This is a genomic window from Variovorax glacialis (genome assembly GCF_051216375.1).
GTDB lineage: Bacteria > Pseudomonadota > Gammaproteobacteria > Burkholderiales > Burkholderiaceae_C > Variovorax.
This window is the reverse complement of the sequence record NZ_JBPJZT010000017.1, coordinates 62,716-81,736: the sequence shown is the minus strand read 5'-3', so window position 1 is coordinate 81,736 and position 19,021 is coordinate 62,716. Positions and strand designations below refer to the sequence as shown.

Annotated in this window: 20 protein-coding genes; 2 read left to right on the top strand and 18 right to left on the bottom strand. The window is 66.9% G+C overall.

Features of this window, described 5'->3' with window-relative positions; translation table 11 throughout:
• Positions 1–15: 15 nt before the first annotated feature.
• From ACSFBL_RS29700 to paaG, 11 genes are all read right to left on the bottom strand, one after another.
• Positions 16–1,044 (bottom strand): branched-chain amino acid ABC transporter permease, encoded by a 1,029-nt coding sequence (locus tag ACSFBL_RS29700; RefSeq protein WP_435519408.1) that lies wholly within the window; start codon positions 1,042–1,044, stop codon positions 16–18.
• A gap of 149 nt (positions 1,045–1,193) precedes the next feature.
• Complete coding sequence (locus ACSFBL_RS29695; RefSeq protein ID WP_435519407.1) at positions 1,194–2,348, bottom strand: ABC transporter substrate-binding protein; 1,155 nt, start codon at positions 2,346–2,348, stop codon at positions 1,194–1,196.
• 58 nt (positions 2,349–2,406) lie between these two features.
• The gene (locus ACSFBL_RS29690; protein ID WP_435519406.1) at positions 2,407–3,030 is read right to left on the bottom strand and encodes a TetR/AcrR family transcriptional regulator; all 624 of its coding nucleotides are present in this window, start codon (positions 3,028–3,030) and stop codon (positions 2,407–2,409) included.
• Positions 3,031–3,054: 24 nt separating this feature from the next.
• Positions 3,055–4,140, bottom strand: coding sequence for a 1,2-phenylacetyl-CoA epoxidase subunit PaaE (gene paaE / locus ACSFBL_RS29685; RefSeq protein WP_435519405.1), 1,086 nt, complete (start codon positions 4,138–4,140; stop codon positions 3,055–3,057).
• 199 nt (positions 4,141–4,339) lie between these two features.
• Positions 4,340–4,864, bottom strand: coding sequence for a 1,2-phenylacetyl-CoA epoxidase subunit PaaD (gene paaD, locus ACSFBL_RS29680; protein ID WP_435519404.1), 525 nt, complete (start codon positions 4,862–4,864; stop codon positions 4,340–4,342).
• Positions 4,858–5,631, bottom strand: a complete 774-nt coding sequence (paaC, locus tag ACSFBL_RS29675) for a 1,2-phenylacetyl-CoA epoxidase subunit PaaC (RefSeq protein ID WP_435519403.1) — start codon at positions 5,629–5,631, stop codon at positions 4,858–4,860. The genes paaD and paaC overlap by 7 nt, the downstream gene beginning before the upstream one ends.
• Positions 5,632–5,638: 7 nt before the next feature.
• Entirely contained in the window at positions 5,639–5,944 is a 306-nt protein-coding gene (paaB, locus tag ACSFBL_RS29670; protein ID WP_286603554.1) for a 1,2-phenylacetyl-CoA epoxidase subunit PaaB, read from the bottom strand.
• A gap of 11 nt (positions 5,945–5,955) precedes the next feature.
• Positions 5,956–6,966 (bottom strand): 1,2-phenylacetyl-CoA epoxidase subunit PaaA, encoded by a 1,011-nt coding sequence (gene paaA / locus ACSFBL_RS29665; protein ID WP_435519402.1) that lies wholly within the window; start codon positions 6,964–6,966, stop codon positions 5,956–5,958.
• A gap of 168 nt (positions 6,967–7,134) precedes the next feature.
• Positions 7,135–8,454: a phenylacetate--CoA ligase PaaK gene (gene paaK, locus ACSFBL_RS29660; protein WP_435519401.1), complete on the bottom strand. Its 1,320-nt coding sequence runs from the start codon at positions 8,452–8,454 to the stop codon at positions 7,135–7,137.
• Between the two features lie 21 nt (positions 8,455–8,475).
• Entirely contained in the window at positions 8,476–8,925 is a 450-nt protein-coding gene (paaI, locus tag ACSFBL_RS29655; protein ID WP_435519400.1) for a hydroxyphenylacetyl-CoA thioesterase PaaI, read from the bottom strand.
• Positions 8,926–8,932: 7 nt separating this feature from the next.
• A complete protein-coding gene (paaG, locus tag ACSFBL_RS29650) occupies positions 8,933–9,733 on the bottom strand; it encodes a 2-(1,2-epoxy-1,2-dihydrophenyl)acetyl-CoA isomerase PaaG (protein ID WP_435519399.1) in 801 nt (266 codons plus the stop codon).
• A gap of 163 nt (positions 9,734–9,896) precedes the next feature.
• On the opposite strand from paaG, the gene ACSFBL_RS29645 reads away from it, so the two are divergent.
• The gene (locus ACSFBL_RS29645) at positions 9,897–10,499 is read left to right on the top strand and encodes a phenylacetic acid degradation protein PaaY (RefSeq protein WP_435519398.1); all 603 of its coding nucleotides are present in this window, start codon (positions 9,897–9,899) and stop codon (positions 10,497–10,499) included.
• 18 nt (positions 10,500–10,517) lie between these two features.
• On the opposite strand, the gene ACSFBL_RS29640 is transcribed toward ACSFBL_RS29645, so the two are convergent.
• Positions 10,518–11,432 (bottom strand): bestrophin family protein, encoded by a 915-nt coding sequence (locus ACSFBL_RS29640; protein WP_435519397.1) that lies wholly within the window; start codon positions 11,430–11,432, stop codon positions 10,518–10,520.
• A gap of 191 nt (positions 11,433–11,623) precedes the next feature.
• On the opposite strand from ACSFBL_RS29640, the gene ACSFBL_RS29635 reads away from it, so the two are divergent.
• Positions 11,624–13,423 (top strand): carboxylesterase/lipase family protein, encoded by a 1,800-nt coding sequence (locus tag ACSFBL_RS29635; protein ID WP_435519396.1) that lies wholly within the window; start codon positions 11,624–11,626, stop codon positions 13,421–13,423.
• On the opposite strand, the gene ACSFBL_RS29630 is transcribed toward ACSFBL_RS29635, so the two are convergent.
• The 6 genes from ACSFBL_RS29630 to ACSFBL_RS29605 form a co-directional block, all read right to left on the bottom strand.
• Positions 13,417–13,740 carry a hypothetical protein gene (locus ACSFBL_RS29630; RefSeq protein ID WP_435519395.1) on the bottom strand — a complete coding sequence of 108 codons (324 nt, stop codon included), beginning with the start codon at positions 13,738–13,740 and terminating at the stop codon, positions 13,417–13,419. The genes ACSFBL_RS29635 and ACSFBL_RS29630 overlap by 7 nt on opposite strands.
• 108 nt (positions 13,741–13,848) lie before the next feature.
• Positions 13,849–14,946: an NAD(P)H-dependent flavin oxidoreductase gene (locus ACSFBL_RS29625; protein WP_435519394.1), complete on the bottom strand. Its 1,098-nt coding sequence runs from the start codon at positions 14,944–14,946 to the stop codon at positions 13,849–13,851.
• A gap of 13 nt (positions 14,947–14,959) precedes the next feature.
• The gene (locus ACSFBL_RS29620; RefSeq protein WP_435519393.1) at positions 14,960–15,952 is read right to left on the bottom strand and encodes a tripartite tricarboxylate transporter substrate binding protein; all 993 of its coding nucleotides are present in this window, start codon (positions 15,950–15,952) and stop codon (positions 14,960–14,962) included.
• Between the two features lie 13 nt (positions 15,953–15,965).
• Positions 15,966–16,976, bottom strand: coding sequence for a CaiB/BaiF CoA transferase family protein (locus tag ACSFBL_RS29615; protein ID WP_435519392.1), 1,011 nt, complete (start codon positions 16,974–16,976; stop codon positions 15,966–15,968).
• A complete protein-coding gene (locus ACSFBL_RS29610; protein WP_435519391.1) occupies positions 16,973–18,142 on the bottom strand; it encodes an acyl-CoA dehydrogenase family protein in 1,170 nt (389 codons plus the stop codon). Before ACSFBL_RS29610 ends, ACSFBL_RS29615 begins: the two co-directional genes overlap by 4 nt.
• A complete protein-coding gene (locus ACSFBL_RS29605) occupies positions 18,139–19,014 on the bottom strand; it encodes an IclR family transcriptional regulator (RefSeq protein WP_435519390.1) in 876 nt (291 codons plus the stop codon). Before ACSFBL_RS29605 ends, ACSFBL_RS29610 begins: the two co-directional genes overlap by 4 nt.
• Between the last annotated feature and the right edge of the window lie 7 nt (positions 19,015–19,021).

Below are 19,021 nucleotides of genomic sequence, written 5' to 3'. Positions count from 1 at the left end.
CAAGCATGGGGGTGATCACTCCTCGTCCTCCACGTGACGGCTGCGTAGCGAGCGCCACCACAGCACGGGGATGATCAGCGTGAAGACCAGCACTTCCTTGAAGGCGCTGGCCCAGAACGAAGAAAAGGCTTCGAGTTGACCGACCAGCAATGCGCCGAGCAAGGCAATCGGATAGCTCGCGAGCCCGCCGACGATCGCCGCGACGAAGCCCTTGAGGCCGATCAGGAAGCCGGTGTCGTAGTAGACCGTCGTCAACGGCGCGATCAGCAGGCCGGAGACCGCACCGATCAGCGCCGCGAGCGCAAAGCTCAGGTCACCCGACAGGTCCGTCGGAATCCCCATGAGCCGCGCGCCGACACGGTTCATTGCCGTGGCGCGCAGCGCCTTCCCGACGATCGAACGTTCGAAGAAGAGAAACATCAACACCACCAGTGCAAGAGCGACACCCACCACCACCATCGACTGGCCGGTGATCGGCACGCCGCCGATATCGATACGCGCCTCCGAAAAGGCCGGCGTGCGCGATCCTTCGGCGCCGAAGAAGAGCAACCCGAGGCCGACCAGCACGCCATGCAGCGCGACCGAGACGATCAGCAGGATCAGCACCGTCGCATCGGCCAGCGGCCGGTAGGTCAGCCGGTACAGCAGCGGCCCGAGCGGCGTGATGAGCAGCAGCGTCGTGACGGCCTGGAGCGCCAGCGACGATGGCCGAACGCCCAGCACCAGCGCACAGGCCAGCAGGGGAAAGGCGACCGTCCAAACGAGCGTGGCCTTCCACTCCACCGTGGCGCCCCGCTTCCAGCGCCAGCCCTCGACCGCGAGCGTCGCCAACGCCAGCGCGACCAGCAGCCACAGCGTGGCCGGCACCCGCCCGGCAGTCAGCGCGGCCATCGACAGCGCGCCAAAGGCCACCAGTTCGCCCTGCGGAATGAAGATCACCCGCGTGACGGAAAACACCAACACCAATGCCAGGGCCATCAGTCCGTAGATCGCCCCATTGACGATGCCGTCCTGCCCGAGCAAAAGCCCGATCTGAAAATCCATATCCGTTCCAATCAGTCCATCAGCGACGCGCCTTCAAGCGCAATGCCCGAGATACCGCGGAACCGGCTCCGCCGGCCCGCCGATATCGCCCCCTGCAAGGGGGTAGGCGCAGCGACACGAAGTGCGCGAAGCCTGGGGGTGTGCCTGTTTCAAGGATTCGGTGGCAAGTATTTCCAGGCGCCGTTCTCGATCTTGACCATCACGCGAGCGCGCTGGTCCAGGCCCAGGTGGTCGTTGGCCGTCATGTTGAACACGCCGTGCGCGCCGGGCAGCTCTTTCACCTGCTCCAGTGCATCACGCAGCGCAGCGCGGAATTCGGGCGTGCCGGGCTGCGCCTTCTTGAGCGCGACGGGAACCGCAGCGGCCATCAGCAGGCCGGTGTCCCATGCATGCGCGCCGAAGGTCGAGACCGTTCCCTTGCCGTTGGCGGCCTCGTAGGCCGACACATAGGCCAGGGCGGACTTCTTGACCGGATTGCTGGCGGGCAGCTGTTCCGCGACAAGCACCGGGCCGGCCGGCAGGAAGGTGCCCTCGACGTCCTTGCCGCCCACGCGCAGGAAGTCGGCATTGGCGACGCCGTGCGTCTGGTAGACCTTGCCGGTGTAGCCGCGCTCCTTGAGGCTCTTCTGCGGCAACGCGGCCGGCGTGCCGGAACCCGCGACCAGCACGGCATCCGGCTTGGCCGCCATCAGCTTCAGGGTCTGGCCGGTGACGGAGGTGTCGGTGCGCGCATAGCGCTCGTTCGCGACGATCTGCAGCTTCTTCAGCTCGGCGGCCTTGGTGAATTCCTGGAACCACCCTTCGCCGTAAGCGTCGGAAAAGCCGACGAAGCCGACGGTCTTCACGCCGTTCGCGGCCATGTGCTCGGCAATGGCGAGCGACATCATGATGTCGTTCTGCGGCGTCTTGAACACCCAGCGCTTCTTGGCGTCCACCGGCTCCACGATGCGTGCCGAAGCGGCCATCGAGATCATCGGTGTCTGGCTCTCGGAGATCACGTCAATCATCGCCAGCGAATTCGGAGTCGTGGTCGAGCCGAGGATGACGTCGACCTTGTTCTCGGAGATCAGCTTGCGCGTGTTGTTCACCGCGGCGGTGGTGTCGCTGGCATCGTCGAGCACGATGTAGTTGATCTTCTGCCCGCCGATGGTCTTGGGCATCAGCGCGATCGTGTTCTTCTCGGGAATGCCGAGCGAGGCCGCGGGGCCGGTCGCCGAGACCGTCACGCCGACATTGATGTCCGCGTGCGCGAGCGCCGAGGCCAGCAGCGCCGCGACCAGCGCGAGGGGTTTGAAGTACTTCATACGGTTGTCTCCGTTGTGGTTGGTTGAAAAAATGAAAAAGAAGGGTGAAGGGTCGGTGTCAGACGTCGATCGGCACGATGCGCTGGGGCACCTTGACGGCCGGCAGCCCGCCGAGGAACAGGTCGGCCACCACGGGCGCCATCGCGTCGTAGTCGAGCTCGCCGTCGGGACGCATCCAGATGAACATCCAGTTGATCATCCCGAACAGCAGCATCGTCAACGGCTTGGCGAGCGCGGCCTTCTTCAGGTCCGGACGCAGCTCGATGACCGCACGCGCGAATCCGTTGACCACGGTGCGCTGCGTGCCGAGCACGCGCTCGCGGTCGGCGTCTTCCATGAACTTGACGTCCTCGGTCAGCACGCGGTGCGCATGCTTGGCACCGGCGTACTCCTCGACGAAGCGCCGGATCAGCTCGCGCAGCTTGGCCTCGGGCGCCAGCTTCTGGCGATCGACGTCGGCCACGAGCGCTTCGAGGCGCGACACATGGTTCTCGGCGATGCTCACCAGCAGGCTGTATTTGTCGCGGTAGTAGTGATAGAGCAGCGCCTTCGAGAACCCGCAGGCCTCGGCCACCTGGTTCATCGAGGTCGCCGAATAGCCGCGGTTCGCGAAGAGCTGCGCCGCATGATCCAGGATCATTTCGCGCTGGTCTTCGTATCCGGGTGAGCGTCCTCGGGCCATGGAATTCCTTCTTGATTGCAGCTTCTAGCGTTCATCGAATGACAGAACCACGCGCTCGGTGAGCGGATGGGCCTGGCAGGTCAGCACGAAGCCGGCCGCGACCTCGTTCTTGTCGAGCGCGAAGTTTCGTTCCATCCGGACCTTGCCTTCGACCAGCTTGGCGCGGCAGGTGCCGCACACGCCGGAGGTGCAGGAGAACGGCACTTCCATGCCGGCCGCCGAGGCGCAATCGAGGATGCTCGGCTGGTCCTTGCGGAACTCGATCTCGCGCTGCAGGCCGTCGCGGATGATGACGATCTTTGCCAGCTCGGCATCGCCGGGGCGCGCCTCGTGGATGACCGCGCCGACCGGAGCGCCTTCCGGCGCGGCGACGCCGAAGCGCTCGATGTGAATGCGCTCCTCGGGCACACCGGCCGCCAGCAGGGCGGCCTCGGCCTCGTCGTTCATCTGGAAGGGGCCGCAGATGTAGACGTGGTCGATGCTGCTGGCCGGCACCACGGTCGACAGGAACTCGCCGAGCTTCTCGCGGTTCATGCGGCCCATGTTGAGCGGCGCATCGGTCGGCTCGCCGGAGAACACGTGGTGCAGCACCAGGCGGCTCATGTAGCGGTTCTTCAGGTCCTCGAGTTCTTCCTTGAACATCGTGGATTGCAGCTTGCGGTTGGCGTAGATCAGCGTGAAGCGCGAATGCGGCTCGCGCGCCAGCACCGTCTTCATGATCGACAGGATCGGCGTGATGCCGCTGCCGCCGACGATGCCGACGTGCTGTCGCCGCGACTGCGGTTCGATCGGCACAAAGAAACGACCTTGCGGCGCCATCACGTTGATGGTGTCGCCGGGCTGGAGCTGTTCGTTGATCCAGTTCGAGAAGGTGCCGTCCTTGACCTTGCGCACGCCGACGCGCAGTTCGCCGTCGTCGACGCCCGCACAGATCGAGTACGACCGGCGCAGGTCCTGGCCGTCGATGTCCTTGCGCAGCGTGAGGTACTGGCCTTGCGTGAAGCCGAAGACGTCGCGCAGTTCGACGGGCACGTCGAAGGAGACGATGACGGCTTCCTCGGTGTCGGGTTCGACGGCACGCACTTGCAGTGGATGGAAGATGACGCTCATTTTGTTTCTCCCCCCCAGGCTCGCTCGCTTCGCGTAGCCGCCCAGCCCCTGCCGGGGGCGCAGCCAGCGGACCGGCAAAGCCGGCTCCGCGGCAGCTCTCTTGAGGAAACACCGGGGAGCCGGCTTTGCCGGTCCACTGGTGTTGCCCCCTGCAAGGGGGTGGGCGGCCACACGAAGTGGGCAAGCCTGGGGGTGTGGTTCATATGGGCTTGAAGTGCTCGAAGGGTTCGCGGCAGGAGACGCAGCGGTACATGGCCTTGCAGGCCGTGGAGCCGAAGGCCGACAAGCGTTCGGTATTGCTGCTGCCGCAGCGCGGGCAGGCGACCACATCGGCTCGTCGACCGAAGATGCGGATGGGCACGGCTCCGTCGGGTGCGGCCGGCCCGGGCGGTGCAATGCCGTACTCGAAGAGCTTCCGGCGGCCTTCGGCGCTGATCCAGTCGGTGGTCCACGCGGGCGCGCGCTGGAGCGTGACGTGGGCGGGCCCGAGGCCGGCCTTCGCAATGGCCTGCAGCACGTCGTGCTCGATCACCTCCGTGGCGGGACAGCCGGAATAGGTGGGCGTCAGCACGATCTCCAATGCTTCGCCGTGGTCGACGACATCACGCACGATGCCGAGGTCGCGCACCGAAAGTGCCGGCACCTCGGGGTCGAGCACGGTGCCGAGCACATCCCACGCCTGCTCGGAGCGCGTGGTGGCCACGGCGGCGACTGCGCTCACCACACGCCTCCGGGAAACGCGCGCTGCAGATGCTGCATCTCCGCGAGGATGTAGCCCATGTGCTCGCTGTGCACGCCCCGCTTGCCGGTGCTGCGGAAGGCGGACTCGTCAGGACGGCGCAAGGTCGCCTCGTCGAGGATGGTGTCCATCTCCGCCATCCACGGCGCGCGCAGGTCGGCCCAGCGCGGCCCGAGGCCCCGCGCGTGCGCAGCGTCGTCGACCGCATCGGATTCGAAGAGTTCGGGCACGTAGAGCCAGAGTTCGCGCAGCGCCTTCTCGATGCGCTGGCGAGATTCGTCCGTGCCGTCGGCCAGGCGCACGACCCAGTCGGCCGCGTGCTGCTGGTGATAGCGCGCTTCCTTGATCGCCTTGCCTGCGATGCCGGCCAACTCCGCATCGCCGGAATCGCGCAGGCGTTCCCACAGCAGCTTCATCAAGGTCGCGACCATCGCATTGCGCAGCACCGTGAAGGCGAAGTCGCCCCGCGGCAGTTCGACCAGCGTGAGATTGCGGTAGTCCTTCTCGTCGCGCAGGAAGGCCAGTTGGTCTTCGTCGTGGCCGAGGCCTTCGAGCTTGCCCGCATGCGTAAGCACCGCGCGGGCCTGGCCGATGAGGTCGAGCGCCATGTTGGACATGGCGATGTCTTCCTCGAGGATGGGCGCATGCCCGCACCACTCGGCGATGCGCTGGCCGAGGATCAGGCAGGTGTCGCCGATGCGCAGCAGGTACTGCACGCTCGGGTTGGGGTCGATCGCGATGGAACCTTGCATCACGGCCTCACATGTGGTCCACCGAGCCAGGCAGCCGGTAGAACGTGGGGTGGCGGTAGACCTTGTCTTCCATCGGGTCGAAGTACATGTCCTTGTCGGCCGGGTCGCTCGCGACGATCTGGTCGGAACGCACGACCCAGACGCTGGTGCCTTCCTGGCGGCGCGTGTAGACATCCCGCGCCATCTGGATGGCCATCTTGGGGTCGGCGGCGTGCAGGCTGCCGCAGTGCTTGTGGTCGAGGCCGGACTTGCTGCGCACGAAGACTTCCCAGAGGGGCCATTCGGCGGCGGTGGAGGTATCGGGGGTGCTCATGGACGTTGTTCCTAGGCGGCAAGAGGTTGAGGGGTAACACGCTTGGCGGCGTGGGCCAGCGCGGCTTCGCGTACCCAGGCGCCGTCGTCCCACGCTTTGACGCGGGCACCGAGGCGTTCGCGGTTGCAGGGGCCGTCGCCGCCCACGACGCGCCAGAACTCGGCCCAGTCGATCGGCCCGTGGTCGTGGTGCTGGCGCTCCTCGTTCCACTTGAGGTCGGGATCCGGCAGCGTCACGCCAAGCACCTTGGCCTGGTCGACGGCGGCGTCGATGAACTTGGCGCGCAGGTCGTCATTCGAGAAGCGCTTGATGCCCCAGCGCATCGACTGCGCCGAGTTGGGCGACTGGTCGTCCGGTGGGCCGAACATCATGATCGACGGCCACCACCAGCGATTGACCGCGTCCTGCACCATCGCCTTCTGCGCGTCGGTGCCCTGCTGCATCATCGTCAGCAGCGCCTCGAAGCCCTGGCGCTGGTGAAAGCTCTCCTCGCGGCAGATGCGGATCATGGCCCGCGCATAGGGCGCGTACGAGCAGCGGCAGATCGGCACCTGGTTCATGATCGCCGCGCCGTCGACCAGCCAGCCGATGGTGCCCATGTCGGCCCAGGTCAGCGTGGGGTAGTTGAAGATCGAGCTGTACTTGGCGCGGCCGGTGTGCAGCGCATCGACCATCTGGTCGCGCGAGGTGCCCAGCGTCTCGGCCGCGGAGTAGAGATACAGCCCGTGCCCTGCCTCGTCCTGCACCTTGGCCAGCAGGATCGCCTTGCGCTTGAGCGTGGGCGCGCGCGTGATCCAGTTGCCCTCGGGCAGCATGCCGACGATCTCCGAGTGCGCGTGCTGGCTGATCTGACGCACCAGCGTCTTGCGGTAGTGCTCGGGCATCCAGTCCTTCGCCTCGATGAAGTCGCCCTCGTCGATGCGCGCGTCGAAGCGCTGTTCGAGCTGCATTTCCTCGGCGGAACGCACGGCCTTCTTGCCGCCGTCTTCCTTGCCCATCGTGTCCATGGCTTGCGTGTACATCGTGATCCTTTCAGTTGTTCCTCTGCGCCGTAAGCGCGGCGCAACGCATCAAGAGAGCGCACCCCCTTCGGGAGATGCCGCGGGTCCGGCTCCGCCGGCCCGCCGGCATCGCCCCCTGAAAGGGGGTCGGCGAAGCGACACGAAGTGCGCGAAGACTGGGGGCGAGCATCATCTCGGTCGTTTGTCGATGACGCGGCGGGCTTTGCCGGTCAACGTGCGTTCGATGGTGTCCGGCGTGAGGATCCTCACGCTGGTCGTGATGCCGACCAGGGTCTTGATCCTCTGCTGGAGCCATTGCGTGATCTCGCGCACCTCGGCGGCGTCGGTCGTCGGCGCCGCCAGCGGTTGCAGTTCGCACTGTACCTCGACGGTGTCGAGCAGGCCGTCGCGGCTGACGTTGATCTGGTACTGGCCCGAGAGCTTGGCGTGCTGCAGCACGATCTCCTCGATCTGCGTCGGGAACACGTTGACGCCGCGGATGATCAGCATGTCGTCCGAGCGGCCGACGATCTTGCCCATGCGGCGGAACGAACGCGCCGTCGGTGCCAGCAGGCGCGTGAGGTCGCGCGTGCGGTAGCGGATGATGGGCAGCGCTTCCTTGGTGAGCGAGGTGAAGACGAGTTCGCCTTCCGAGCCGTCGGGCAGCACTTCGCCCGTCTCGGGGTCGATGATCTCGGGATAGAAATGGTCTTCCCACACCACCGGGCCGTCCTTGGTCTCGATGCACTCGCTTGCGACGCCGGGGCCCATCACTTCGGAAAGGCCGTAGATGTCGACCGCGTCGATGCCGGCCTTGCCCTCGATCTCGTGGCGCATGGCCTCGGTCCACGGCTCGGCGCCGAAGATGCCGACCTGCAGCGAGCTCTCGCGCGGGTCGAGGCCCTGGCGCACGAACTCCTCGATGATGACCTGCATGTAGCTGGGCGTGACCATGATGAGGTCGGGCTTGAAGTCGCGGATGAGCTGCACCTGCTTTTCGGTCTGGCCACCCGACATGGGGATGACCGTGCATCCCAGGCGTTCGGCGCCGTAGTGCGCGCCGAGGCCGCCGGTGAAGAGCCCGTAGCCGTAGGACACGTGCACGATGTCGCCTGCACGGCCACCGGCGGCGCGGATGGAGCGCGCGACCAGCGACGCCCAGGTGTCGATGTCGTTCTTCGTGTAGCCGACGACGGTGGGCTTGCCGGTCGTGCCGGAAGATGCATGGATGCGCGACACCTGCTCGCGCGGCACCGCGAAGAGACCGAAGGGGTAGTTGTCGCGCAGGTCCTTCTTCGTCGTGAAGGGGAACTTCGCGAGGTCGCTCAACTGCTTGAGGTCGTCGGGATGGACGCCCTTGTCGTCGAAGGCCTTGCGGTAGTGGGGCACGTTGTCGTAGGCGTGCCTGAGTGACCAGCGCAGCCGTTGCAGTTGCAGGGCCTGGACCTCGTCGCGGCTGGCGGTCTCGATGGCGTCGAGTTCACCGGGGGCGGGTTGCTTCTTGGGCATCTGTGTGTCTCCTGGGTCGCTTCACTCGACCACGGCCGGCTTGCCTTTGAGGGTGTACGAGCGGCCGCGGAAAACGGCGACGCGCTCGCCGCGCTGATTGGTGATGTCGCTGTCGTAGACGCCGGTGCGGCCAGCCTTCGACACCTCGACGCTGCGCGCGGTGAGCACGTCGCCGTGGCGCGCCGGGGCGACGATGTCCATCGAGAAGCTCGACGCCACGGTGAGCTCGTTGTACGAATTGCAGGCGTACGCAAAGGCCGTGTCGGCGAGCGTGGTGAGGAATCCGCCGTGGCAGATGTCGTGGCCGTTGAGCATGTTGTCGCGAACGGTCATCGTGACCGTGGCGCGGCCGGGAGAGATCTCGGTGACATGCATGCCGAGGCTCTGGACGGCGCGGTCGTTGGCGTACATGCGTTCGCGGACCATCTCGGCGGTCTGCTGGGGCGTGCGTTGGGAAGGCAGTGCGGACATGGCGGGTTCAACGATCGGTGAATCGGGGGGCGCGTTTCGCGGAGAACGCGGCGACGCCTTCGAGGTAGTCGTGCGCGCGGCCAAGGTCGGCCTGCACGGCGGCTTCCATGTCGAGGGCCTGGTCGAGCGTGAGGTGCTGCGCGCTGTCGAGGGCACTGCGCGTGGCGGCCAGCGCCTTCACGGGCATGGCGGCGAGGCGCTGCGCTAGCTGGCTGGCCTCGCCGGCGAGGGCCGCGTCTTCCACGCACTTCCAGATCAGGCCGATGCGCTCGGCCTCGGCGGCGGGCAGCTTGTCGCCCAGCATCGCGAGGCCCATGGCGCGTGCGCGCCCGACGATCCGCGGGAGCAGCCACGTGCCGCCGGTGTCGGGAACGAGGCCGATCTTGGCAAAGGCCTGGATGAAGCTGGCTGATTGGCCCGCCAGCACCAGGTCGCAGTTCAGGGCGAGGTTCGCGCCCGCGCCCGCCGCGACGCCGTTGACAGCGGCGATCACGGGGACGGGCATCGTGCGCAGCCGCTGCACCAGGGGCTTGTAGAGCAGCTCGATCGTGCGTCCGAGATCCTTCGGCGGCTCGCCGACGGACGAAGGCGCGACCATCGGGTCGGCCAGATCCTGGCCCGCGCAGAAGCCGCGGCCGGCACCGGTGAGGACCAGGCAGCGGACTTCCGCATCCGAGGCCGCGGCGTCGAGCGCCGCGCGAAGCTGCTCGTGCATGGCACCCGTGAAGCTGTTGAGCGCGGCGGGCCTGTTCAGCGTGAGGGTCAGGACAGGGCCTTCCCGCGAGGCGAGGACAAGTGAATCGGACAAGCTGAGTCTCCAGTGTCAGGATGGGAGCGGGCCGTGTCGATGCGGGTTGTTTGTATTGTTGACCGACCGGTCGGTTTATCTTAGGATCGACTTCGACGAGGCGCAAGTCCTCTTTCGCTGGGGTAAACCCTTGGCGCCCAATCACCTGACTACGGAGACAGCCGTGCCTTGTTATTCCATCGAAGGGGTGGTGCCGGTCATCGACCCGAGCGCCTATGTGCATCCGGAAGCCGTGCTGATCGGCGACGTCATCGTCGGGCCGGACTGCTACGTCGGTCCGTGCGCCGTGCTGCGCGGCGACTTCGGGCGCATCGTGCTGGAGCGCGGCTCCAATCTCCAGGACACCTGTGTCGTCCACGGCTTTCCGGCGCACGACACCGTCGTCGAGGAAAACGGGCACATCGGCCACGGCGCAGTGCTGCACAGCTGCATCATCCGACGCAACGCGCTGGTCGGCATGAATGCGGTCGTCATGGACGACGCCGAGGTCGGTGAAGCCGCCATCGTCGCGGCCTGTGCCTTCGTGCCGGCCGGCAAGAAGATCCCCGCTCGATCGCTGGCCGCCGGCATGCCGGCAAAGGTGATGCGCGAACTCAGCGACCAGGAGGTTGCATGGAAACTGGAAGGCACGCGCACGTACCACGACCTCACGCGCCGCAGTCTTGCGAGCATGCAAAAGGTCGATCCGTTGTCGGAGGTCGAGAAGGATCGCCCGCGCGTCAAGGCGCCCGATGTGAAGCCGCTGATCGCGACGAAGCGCGGCTGAGGCTTTCCTTCCCGGCCCTCAGGTTTGGATGAACTGGCTCCGCGGCACCGCTTGCGGCGGCGGTAGCGTCTCGCCCATCATTTCGCGCAGCGTCGCCTCGATCATGGCCGACATCGCATCGAGGGCGAGGTCGTTGGGTTGCGTGCCGAAGGGCTCCTCGATCTCCGCGCCCAGCGCCTCCAGCGCAAAGAAGGTGTAGGCGATGAAGGCGACGATCACCGGTGTCATCGGTCCGATCGCATCGACCAGGCCGAAGGGCAGCAGCACGCAGTAGAGGTAGATCGTGCGATGGATGATCACCGCGTAGGTGAACGGGATCGGCGTGCTCGCGATCCGCTCGCAGCCGCCAAGGGCTTCGGTCAGGCGGCCCAACGGCCCTTCCATCGCCTGGACCAGCGCCGGCGACAGCTGTTCCGCCAGACGGCGGTCTCGCAACCATTCGCCTGCCATGAGCAGGAGCATCGCGGGCTTGTAGCGCGCAAGCCGCAGGCGCGAACGGTCCTCTGCCGGCAGCAAGCGCTCGAAGTCGGCGGTCGGATCGGTCAGGCGCAACTGATGGCGCAGCGCATGGACGAACGCGATCAGGCGTGCCGTCAGCAGCGGGGCATCCGAAGGACCGTCGGCCAGCGTCAGCGCCTGCCGGACCAGCGCGCGCGACTCGTTGAGCAGCGTGCCCCAGAGCGTGCGCGCCTCCCAGAATCGCGCATAGCTCGTGCCGTTGCGGAATCCGAGGAAGATCGCCAGCGTCAGCCCGATGAGCGAGAACGGCACGAAGTTCAGCGGGATCTTCCACGCGAAAAGGCGGCCATGCAGTACGGTGACGAGGACGGCGAAGGCGGTGGTCGCCAGCAACTGCGGTGCGATCACCGGCAGGACCGAACCTCGCCAGACAAACAGCATGTGCAGCCAGTTCGGTCGGGGGCGGATGATCATGGGGCGGGCTTCGGGTTCACCGGGTCATCGAAGGCATTGGTGCCGCCTATTCTGGCCTCAAGTGCCCGACGATCGTTCTCCCGTGCGCTCAAGTGAGTCCTCCTTCGCGCCCGACAGTCCGTCGGGTTTACCCCGTAGGCACCCCCACCACCGGCCCCTTACCGTTGCGGCCTTCTGGAGGAGACAAGACCATGATGCGTACAGCCTGGTTGGTGGCCGCGTGTGCCGCGCTTCTTTCTCAGGCCCCGAGCTGGGCGCACGGACGCTCTGCGGACGTCGAGCGAGAGACGCACTTCGGAAAAGTCGTCGGCACCGACGATTCCGACACCACCGGGACGTACGCATGGAAGGGCATCCCGTTTGCGAAGCCGCCCGTCGGCAACCTTCGCTGGAAAGCTCCCGTCGACCCGGACCGCTGGAATCGAGCGAGGGCGACGCAGTCCTTCGCCAACGCATGCGCGCAGTACGGCCGCATCTATGGCCCCGGCGCCAACAACCGCTATGACGCGACCATCGGCACCACCTTGAACCAGGCGGTCGGCAGCGAGGATTGCCTGTACCTGAACATCTGGCGCCCCGCGAAGGACGACCGCAGGGGCCGCGACAGGGACGACGACAGAGGCCGCGACCGGGGCAATGACAGGGAAGAGGACAACCTGCCCGTGATCGTCTTCGTCCACGGCGGCAGCGACGTTTCAGGCTACACGGCGGACCCGGTCTACGACGGCGCCGCGCTCGCCAAGGCGGCGAATGCCGTCGTCGTGACGGTGAACTACCGCCTCGGCATCTTCGGCTTCCTCGATCTGCCGCAACTCAAGTCCGGCGCGAATGGCGTGGGCGATTCCGGCAACTTCGCGCTGCTCGACATCATCAAGGCGCTCGAGTTCGTGCGCAGCGACATCGACGCGTTCGGCGGCGATCCGCGCAACGTCACGCTGATGGGCCAGTCGGCAGGCGCGATCAACGTGTATGCGCTCCAGACGTCGCCGGTGGTCACCAGCGCTCGCCGCCCGCTGTTCCACCGTACGGTGCCGCTCAGCGGCGGGATTTCACTGGCGACCAACCTTGCGCCCGGCCGCATTCCGACGCTCAATCCGCAGTCGACCTATGCCGCCCAGGGCAATGCTCTTCTCACGAATCAACTGATTGCCGATGGCCTTGCGACCGATGCGGCGTCCGCTGCGGCCTACGCGGCAAGCCAGACACCGCAGCAGATCGCGGCCTACCTGCGTTCGAAGACGCCGGCAGCGCTCTTCACCACGCTGCTCACCAAGCTCTCGCTGCTCGGCTTGGCGGGCTCTGGGCCGATTCCCGATGGCATCGTGGTCCCGGTCGACCCGGTCGCCGCCATCCAGGCCGGCAACTACCTGCAGGTGCCTGTGCTCGCAGGGAACACCCGTGATGAAGCCAAGCTGTTTCCCACCTTCCTGGCGCTCTCGCCCGCGCTCGGGGGCGTCAGCGGCCGGCTGGTGAGCGATGCGGTCCTGTTCTCGACGCAGTTCGGCTACAACCCCGACGGACCGCCCACGGTGAGCATCGACCAGTGGATTCCCGCGCCATATCTTCCGGTGACGACACCGGTCACCGGCTTCAACGCGCGCACGGACCTGCTCAACCAGCTCTTCTTCATCGCGAGCCGCGACAACGTTCTCAACGCGCTCAAGTCGCAGCAGAACGAGGTCTGGTACTACCGCTTCGACTGGGATGAAGAGCCTGCCCCGTGGAACGATATCTATGGCGCCGCGCACGCCTTCGACCTGCCCTTCATCTTCGGGACTTTCGGGCCATCGCTGTTTGCCAATGTTGCGAACTCCACGGCCAACAAGCCCGGCCGGCTCGAACTGTCTCGCGCGATGATGAAGAGCCTCGGCGCGTTCGCCAAGCGCGGCGATCCGAACGCGCCCTCAGCGCTCGGTGTCACCTGGCAGCCGTGGCCTGCGACGCTCATCTTCGACGCATCGCCGACGCACAAGGCCATCTCGCTTCAGTAATCGGCGTCCGACCAGGCATTCCTTCCGCGCGAGCGCCTTGTCAACACCATGGTCAGCAGCGAACTCGCTGCCGCCGCGATCATCATGGCCTGCATGGGCTGCTTGCTCACGAAGTCACGCGTCTCTTCCAGGGCCTGATCGACGCGGCCCCTGAGGGTCCGGGCGGGCGCGCATGCGGTCGCCGGCAGTGTTTTTTCGATCACCTGCGCGTCGTCCACGACTGCGCTCACTTCATCGGCGACGGTTGGCGTCGCGTCGAAACCATATACGTTCATCTGAACTCCTTGTGGTGAATTGACTGCGTTCAGATGAAGCATGGAGGCCACGAGCGATAAGGATGTCAGGCCGGAGGGTCGCCCGGTGTAGGAGCAATCTGCCCTCGAGCCCGGCCCGCCGGAGCGAAACGGCGGGGCAACGCACGCCAGTCAATGGGCAGCCATCTTCGCCAGACGCTGCCACGCCTTCTGCATCTCGTCCTTGAGCGCGGTCATCTGGTCCGCGACGCGCGTCTCTCCCCGAATGGCAAAGATGCTCTGTCCGGCTGCCTCGTAGACCAGCCGTGCGTCGTCGTGTTCGTGGATCGACGCGAACACATCGCCCGTCAGCGCCTGCTGCATGGGCATCGGCAGCGGCTCGGGCGCTTCGGCAGCCGACCACGCATCGATCCAATCGCTGCGAACCACCCGACATGGCTTTCCGCTGTGTGCGCGTGTGATCACTGTGTCTTCGCTGCCGCTGTCGATCAGGCGGCGCAACAGGGCCGGCGGCGTGTGGTTCTCGGCGGCGGCCATCCACAGGGTGCCGAGCCAGCCGCCCTGCGCGCCCATCGCGATGGCCGCAACGATCTGGTCGCCGTTGCCGATGCCGCCTGCCGCCAGAACCGGCGCATCGCCGGCGACGGCGACGATCTGCGGCACCAGCGAGAAAGTGCCCACCGTCCCGGTATGCCCACCGGCGTCGTAGCCCTGCGCCACCAGCACGTCCACCCCCATCGCCAGGGCCTTCCGCGCATGGCGGACGGAGCCGATGAGCGAGAAGGTCACCTTGCCCGCCGCCTTGGCACGCGCGATGAGTTCCGGCCGCAGGCCGATCGCCGTCGCCACGCCCAGCGCGTTGGATGCCAGCACTTGCTCGATCTGCTGCTCGAACAGCGCCTCGGAGCGGACCTGGGTCGTGAAGAAGCTGGGCTTGACCGGCGGCTGCACCTCGAAGCGATCGCGCAGGCCCGAGACGAAATCCACGTGCGCCTGCGGCAAGGCCCCACGCACGTCATCGATGCTGCCGGTCTGCGGCACCTGCGAAGGCAGCATCAGGTCGACGCCGTAGGGTCGGCCCTGCATGCGTGCATCGACCTCCTGCAGGATGTGCGGAATCTCGTGTGGCATCTCGCGCGCCAGGCCCAGCACCGGAAACCCGCCAGCCTTCGCGATCTCGACCACCACGTCTACCGAATGCGAAAAACCGAAGATGGGGTGCGTGATGCCGAGCTTCGCGCAGAGGGGTGGCGTCAAGGGCGATGTCATTGTGACGGTCTCCTCATTGCGGGTCGATGCCGGCCTGCTTGATGACCTTGCTCCAGCGGCCGGCCTCCGCGGCGATGAAGGCGTCGAACTCCTTCGGGCCCTGCGGCGCGAGTTCGAGGCCCAGCGTTTCGAGCTTGGCCCGCGTGTCCGGCATTGCAAGGATGTCGGCCACGTCTGCCGACAGCTTCCGGACAACCGCATCCGGCGTCTTCGCAGGCGCCACGAAGCCGAACCAGGTCCCGACGCTGTAGTCCGGCAGGTTGAGGGCCTCGGCAACGGTCGGCACATCGGGCAGCGCCGCCGAGCGCTTCGATGTGGTCACCGCAAGCGCCTTGAGCTTGCCGCTCTTGATGTAGCCGGATGCCAGCGCCGCGGTCAGCGGCATCATCGTCACGCGGCCGCCCAGCAGGTCATTCAGTGCATCGGGCTGGCCGCGGTAGGGCACGTGCGTGAGCTTCACGCCGGCCATCTGCGCGAGCAGTTCGCCGGAGAGATGGTTGGAAGTGCCGACGCCAGCGGTGGCATAGGTCAGCGGCGCGCCGCCACTTTTCGCGAGTGCGACGAGTTCGGCCATGTTCTTGACCGGCACGTTCGGCGGCACCACGAACACGTTCGAGATGATCCCGAAGCCTTCGATCGCGCGGAAGTCGTTCACCGGGCTCCACGTCACGCCCTTGATCAGGCTCGGTGCCACGGCATGGCCGGGGCTGACGGCCAGCAAGGTGTAGCCGTCGGGCGCTGACTTGGCCACGAAGTCGGTGCCGATGGAGCCGCCCGCACCCGTCTTGTTGTCGACGATGACCGGTTGCCCGTACTTCGTGCTGAGCTTCTCCCCGACGATGCGGGCGATCGAATCCACGACCCCGCCCGCGGAGAAGGGAACGATGATCCGGATCGGCTTGCTCGGAAAGGCGTCACCCTGCGCGAGGGCAGGCACCGCGGCCACACCCAGCGCCGCGATGCACAGGGTGCCGAAGGTGCGGCGCGTCGAATAGCGGGAAGTCATTGCGTGTCTCCTGTCATTGAATTGGAAAGAGGTGGGGCGCCGCCGCTGGCACCCATGGGCCATGTCCGTCATCGAACAGTCCGCGATTCACGTCATGCACGCGCGCTTCGTGCAGGTTCAGCACCGGCGTGACGCAGGCGTCGCGCGTCTCGAAGTGCGCAGCCCAATGCGCCATGGGCGCCTGGAGAAAGCGCGCCTGGAAGCGCGCCGCCAGTTCGCCGTGGCGTGCGCGCTCGCCGCGCGACGGCAACTCGCCCGGGTCGAGCCCGAGGCCCGCAACGAAGTTCGCATAGAAGCGCTCCTCGATCGCGCCGACGGCCATGTGGCGCCCGTCGGCGGTGAGGTAGCTGCGGTACCAGGGCACACCGCCGTCGATCACGTTGCCATGGGGCGTGTCCTTCCAGGCTCCCACGCCCAGGCGGGCGAACACCGCCGTGAGCAGGTGCGCGCAACCGTGTGTCATCGCGGCGTCCACGACGCAGCCACGGTCCGTCGATGCGCGCGCATGCAGTGCACACAGGATGCCCATGGCGGCATACAGCGCACCACCGGCCAGGTCACCCAGCAGATTGAGCGGCGGATGATCCGCACCGACGGCGTGCAGCGCACCGCTCATGGCGAGATAGTTGATGTCATGGCCGGCACGCTGGGCCCAAGGCCCCTGCCGCTCCCAGCCGACGATGCGGGCGTAGACGAGCCGAGGATTGCGCGCATGCATCGCCGCAGGCCCCAGGCCGAGGCGCTCCATCACGCCGGGCCGAAACCCCTCCAGCAGCACATCCGCCTGTGCGGCCGCATCGAGCGCGGCCTCGCGGCCCTCCGCCGTCTTGAGATCCAGCGTCAGCACTTCTCGCCCCCACTGGCCGATGTCGGCTTCCGCGTCGACCGGCACGCCCAGTTCGGGAGCACGCGGATTCGCGACCCGCGTGACCTGCGCGCCCTGCTGCGCGAGCCACCAGGCGCAGAAGGGCACGCCGCCGACCGTGGCGAACTCCAGCACGCGCAGGCCGGCCAGCGCTTTCATGCAGCCGCCTTGCGCGCCAGCGCCAGCGCGACCGTGCGCTTGGCGATGTTGACGAGATGGATCTGGCTGGTGCCCTCGTACAGCCGAAACAGCCGCACATCGCGATAGAAGCGTTCCGCGACGTTGTCCGCCACATAGCCGCCTCCGCCGAACACCTGCACCGCGCGATCGGCCACGCGACCGCACATTTCCGAGGCGAAGAGCTTGCACATCGACGCTTCCATGGTCACGTCCTCGCCGGCATCGCGCTTGCGCGCCGTTTCCAGCACCAGCGCGCGCGCGGCATGTACCTCGACGTTGCTCTCCGCGATCATCTGTTGCACGAGCTGGAACTCGGCAATGGGCTGGCCGAACTGGCGTCGCGACATCGCCCGATCCACCATCTCGTCGACCAGCCGGATCGCCGGGCCGACGCACAAGCCCGCGAGGTTGATGCGCTGCTTGTTCAAAGCCTTCATCGCCGTGCGGAAGCCCTGGCCGGGCTGTCCGCCAACGATCGCCGAAGCCGGGACCCGGCAATCCTCCAGCACCACTTCGCCCACTGGCGAGCCGTGCTGACCCATCTTGCGATAGGCCGGCGGCGTGCTCAGGCCCGGCGTGCCGCGCGGGATCAGGAAGGCGCTGATGCCCGCGGCGCCCTTGGCAGCCGCATCGGTGCGCGCGAACACGGTGAACAGATCGGCGATCGGCGCATTCGTGATGAAGCACTTGCGGCCATTGATCACATAGTCATCGCCGTCGAGCGCGGCGGTCGTCGTCAGGGCGGTCGCGTCGGAGCCGGCTTCCGGCTCGGTCAGCGCGAAGCAGCCGGTGACCTCGCCGCTCGCGAGGCGCGGCAGCCAGGTCTTCTTCTGCGCCTCGGTACCATCGACGACCAGCGATTCCGATGCGATGCCGGTGTTGCCGCCGAAGCGTGCACGGAAGGTGGTGGCGCATTGCGACACCTCGATGTTGACCAGCGACAGCTCTTCCGATGTGAGCCCGGCGCCGCCGTAGGCTTCGGGAATGCTGTGGCCGAACAGCCCCAGGCTGCGCATCCGCTCGACGATGGCGGGCGGAATTTCGTCGCTCTGGTCGACTTCGGCCTCGAGCGGCATGCACGCGTCCCGCACGAACTGGCGGACCTCGGTGAGCAGCCTTGCGAAGGCGTCGGGGTTGCGGATCATGGACTGGTTCTCCTGGGTGTCAGCGCGGGCGTACCGCACGCGGTTTCGATCAGGCGCACGGCATCGAGCAGCCGTGGCGCCACTTGTTTCTCCAGCGTCGACTTGTTCAGCCGATAGGCGGCGGACGTGCAGCTGAGGGCGACGATCTCGTCGCGCGCACTCAGGCGGATCGGCACCGCGACGGCATGCACGTCCTTGCGCCAGTCGCCGTGCGAATAGCAGTAGCCGCGCTGCGCAAAGGCCTTCTGGTCGGCGTCCCACAGCGGCTTGTCGAGTGCGAAGCGCTCCGGGTCTTCCACGCTCAGCCGGTTCAGGATGGCCTTGCGCTCCGTGGGCGGGCTGGCCAGGATCAGGGCGCGTCCGATCGAGGTCGACAGCAGCGGGCGCGTACTGCCGATGTCCGGCTGGTAGACGTTGCCCGCATCGACGCGGCAGGTGTCGAGATAGACCACGCTGGTGCGGTCGCGCATGCCGAGGTTGACGGTGCATCCCGTCTCGCGCGCCACCTGCTCCATGTAGGGCCGCGCGATCTGGCGCACGCGCGTGTTGGCCAGGAGCGGGTAGCCGAGCGACAGCACGCCCGAGCCCAGCCGGTACTTCTGCAGGCCTTCGACGCGGCTCAGGTACCCCAGCAGGGTCAACGTGTAGGTCAGCCGCGAGACCGTCGGCTTGGGCAGGCCCGTGCGGTCGGAGATCTCCCGGTTGCCGAGCATCGGGTCGGCCAGCGTGAACGCGCGCAGCACTTCCATGCCGCGCGCCAAGTTCATCGAGAACTGGCGGTCGGCGCTCAGGTCGTGCGGATTCACGAGACCAGGAAGCGGGGCGTTGAACATGGCGCGGCGGTTGGATGTCGGGCGTTGGCTGGAACTCATGATGGAC

Coding starts and splice junctions, on each gene's coding strand:
- ACSFBL_RS29700 (WP_435519408.1), bottom strand. CDS start 1,044: ATGGATTTTCAGATCGGGCTTTTGCTCGGGCAGGACGGCATCGTCAAT.
- ACSFBL_RS29695 (WP_435519407.1), bottom strand. CDS start 2,348: ATGAAGTACTTCAAACCCCTCGCGCTGGTCGCGGCGCTGCTGGCCTCG.
- ACSFBL_RS29690 (WP_435519406.1), bottom strand. CDS start 3,030: ATGGCCCGAGGACGCTCACCCGGATACGAAGACCAGCGCGAAATGATC.
- paaE (WP_435519405.1), bottom strand. CDS start 4,140: ATGAGCGTCATCTTCCATCCACTGCAAGTGCGTGCCGTCGAACCCGAC.
- paaC (WP_435519403.1), bottom strand. CDS start 5,631: ATGCAAGGTTCCATCGCGATCGACCCCAACCCGAGCGTGCAGTACCTG.
- paaB (WP_286603554.1), bottom strand. CDS start 5,944: ATGAGCACCCCCGATACCTCCACCGCCGCCGAATGGCCCCTCTGGGAA.
- paaA (WP_435519402.1), bottom strand. CDS start 6,966: ATGTACACGCAAGCCATGGACACGATGGGCAAGGAAGACGGCGGCAAG.
- paaK (WP_435519401.1), bottom strand. CDS start 8,454: ATGCCCAAGAAGCAACCCGCCCCCGGTGAACTCGACGCCATCGAGACC.
- paaI (WP_435519400.1), bottom strand. CDS start 8,925: ATGTCCGCACTGCCTTCCCAACGCACGCCCCAGCAGACCGCCGAGATG.
- ACSFBL_RS29640 (WP_435519397.1), bottom strand. CDS start 11,432: ATGATCATCCGCCCCCGACCGAACTGGCTGCACATGCTGTTTGTCTGG.
- ACSFBL_RS29635 (WP_435519396.1), top strand. CDS start 11,624: ATGATGCGTACAGCCTGGTTGGTGGCCGCGTGTGCCGCGCTTCTTTCT.
- ACSFBL_RS29630 (WP_435519395.1), bottom strand. CDS start 13,740: ATGCTTCATCTGAACGCAGTCAATTCACCACAAGGAGTTCAGATGAAC.
- ACSFBL_RS29625 (WP_435519394.1), bottom strand. CDS start 14,946: ATGACATCGCCCTTGACGCCACCCCTCTGCGCGAAGCTCGGCATCACG.
- ACSFBL_RS29620 (WP_435519393.1), bottom strand. CDS start 15,952: ATGACTTCCCGCTATTCGACGCGCCGCACCTTCGGCACCCTGTGCATC.
- ACSFBL_RS29615 (WP_435519392.1), bottom strand. CDS start 16,976: ATGAAAGCGCTGGCCGGCCTGCGCGTGCTGGAGTTCGCCACGGTCGGC.
- ACSFBL_RS29610 (WP_435519391.1), bottom strand. CDS start 18,142: ATGATCCGCAACCCCGACGCCTTCGCAAGGCTGCTCACCGAGGTCCGC.
- ACSFBL_RS29605 (WP_435519390.1), bottom strand. CDS start 19,014: ATGAGTTCCAGCCAACGCCCGACATCCAACCGCCGCGCCATGTTCAAC.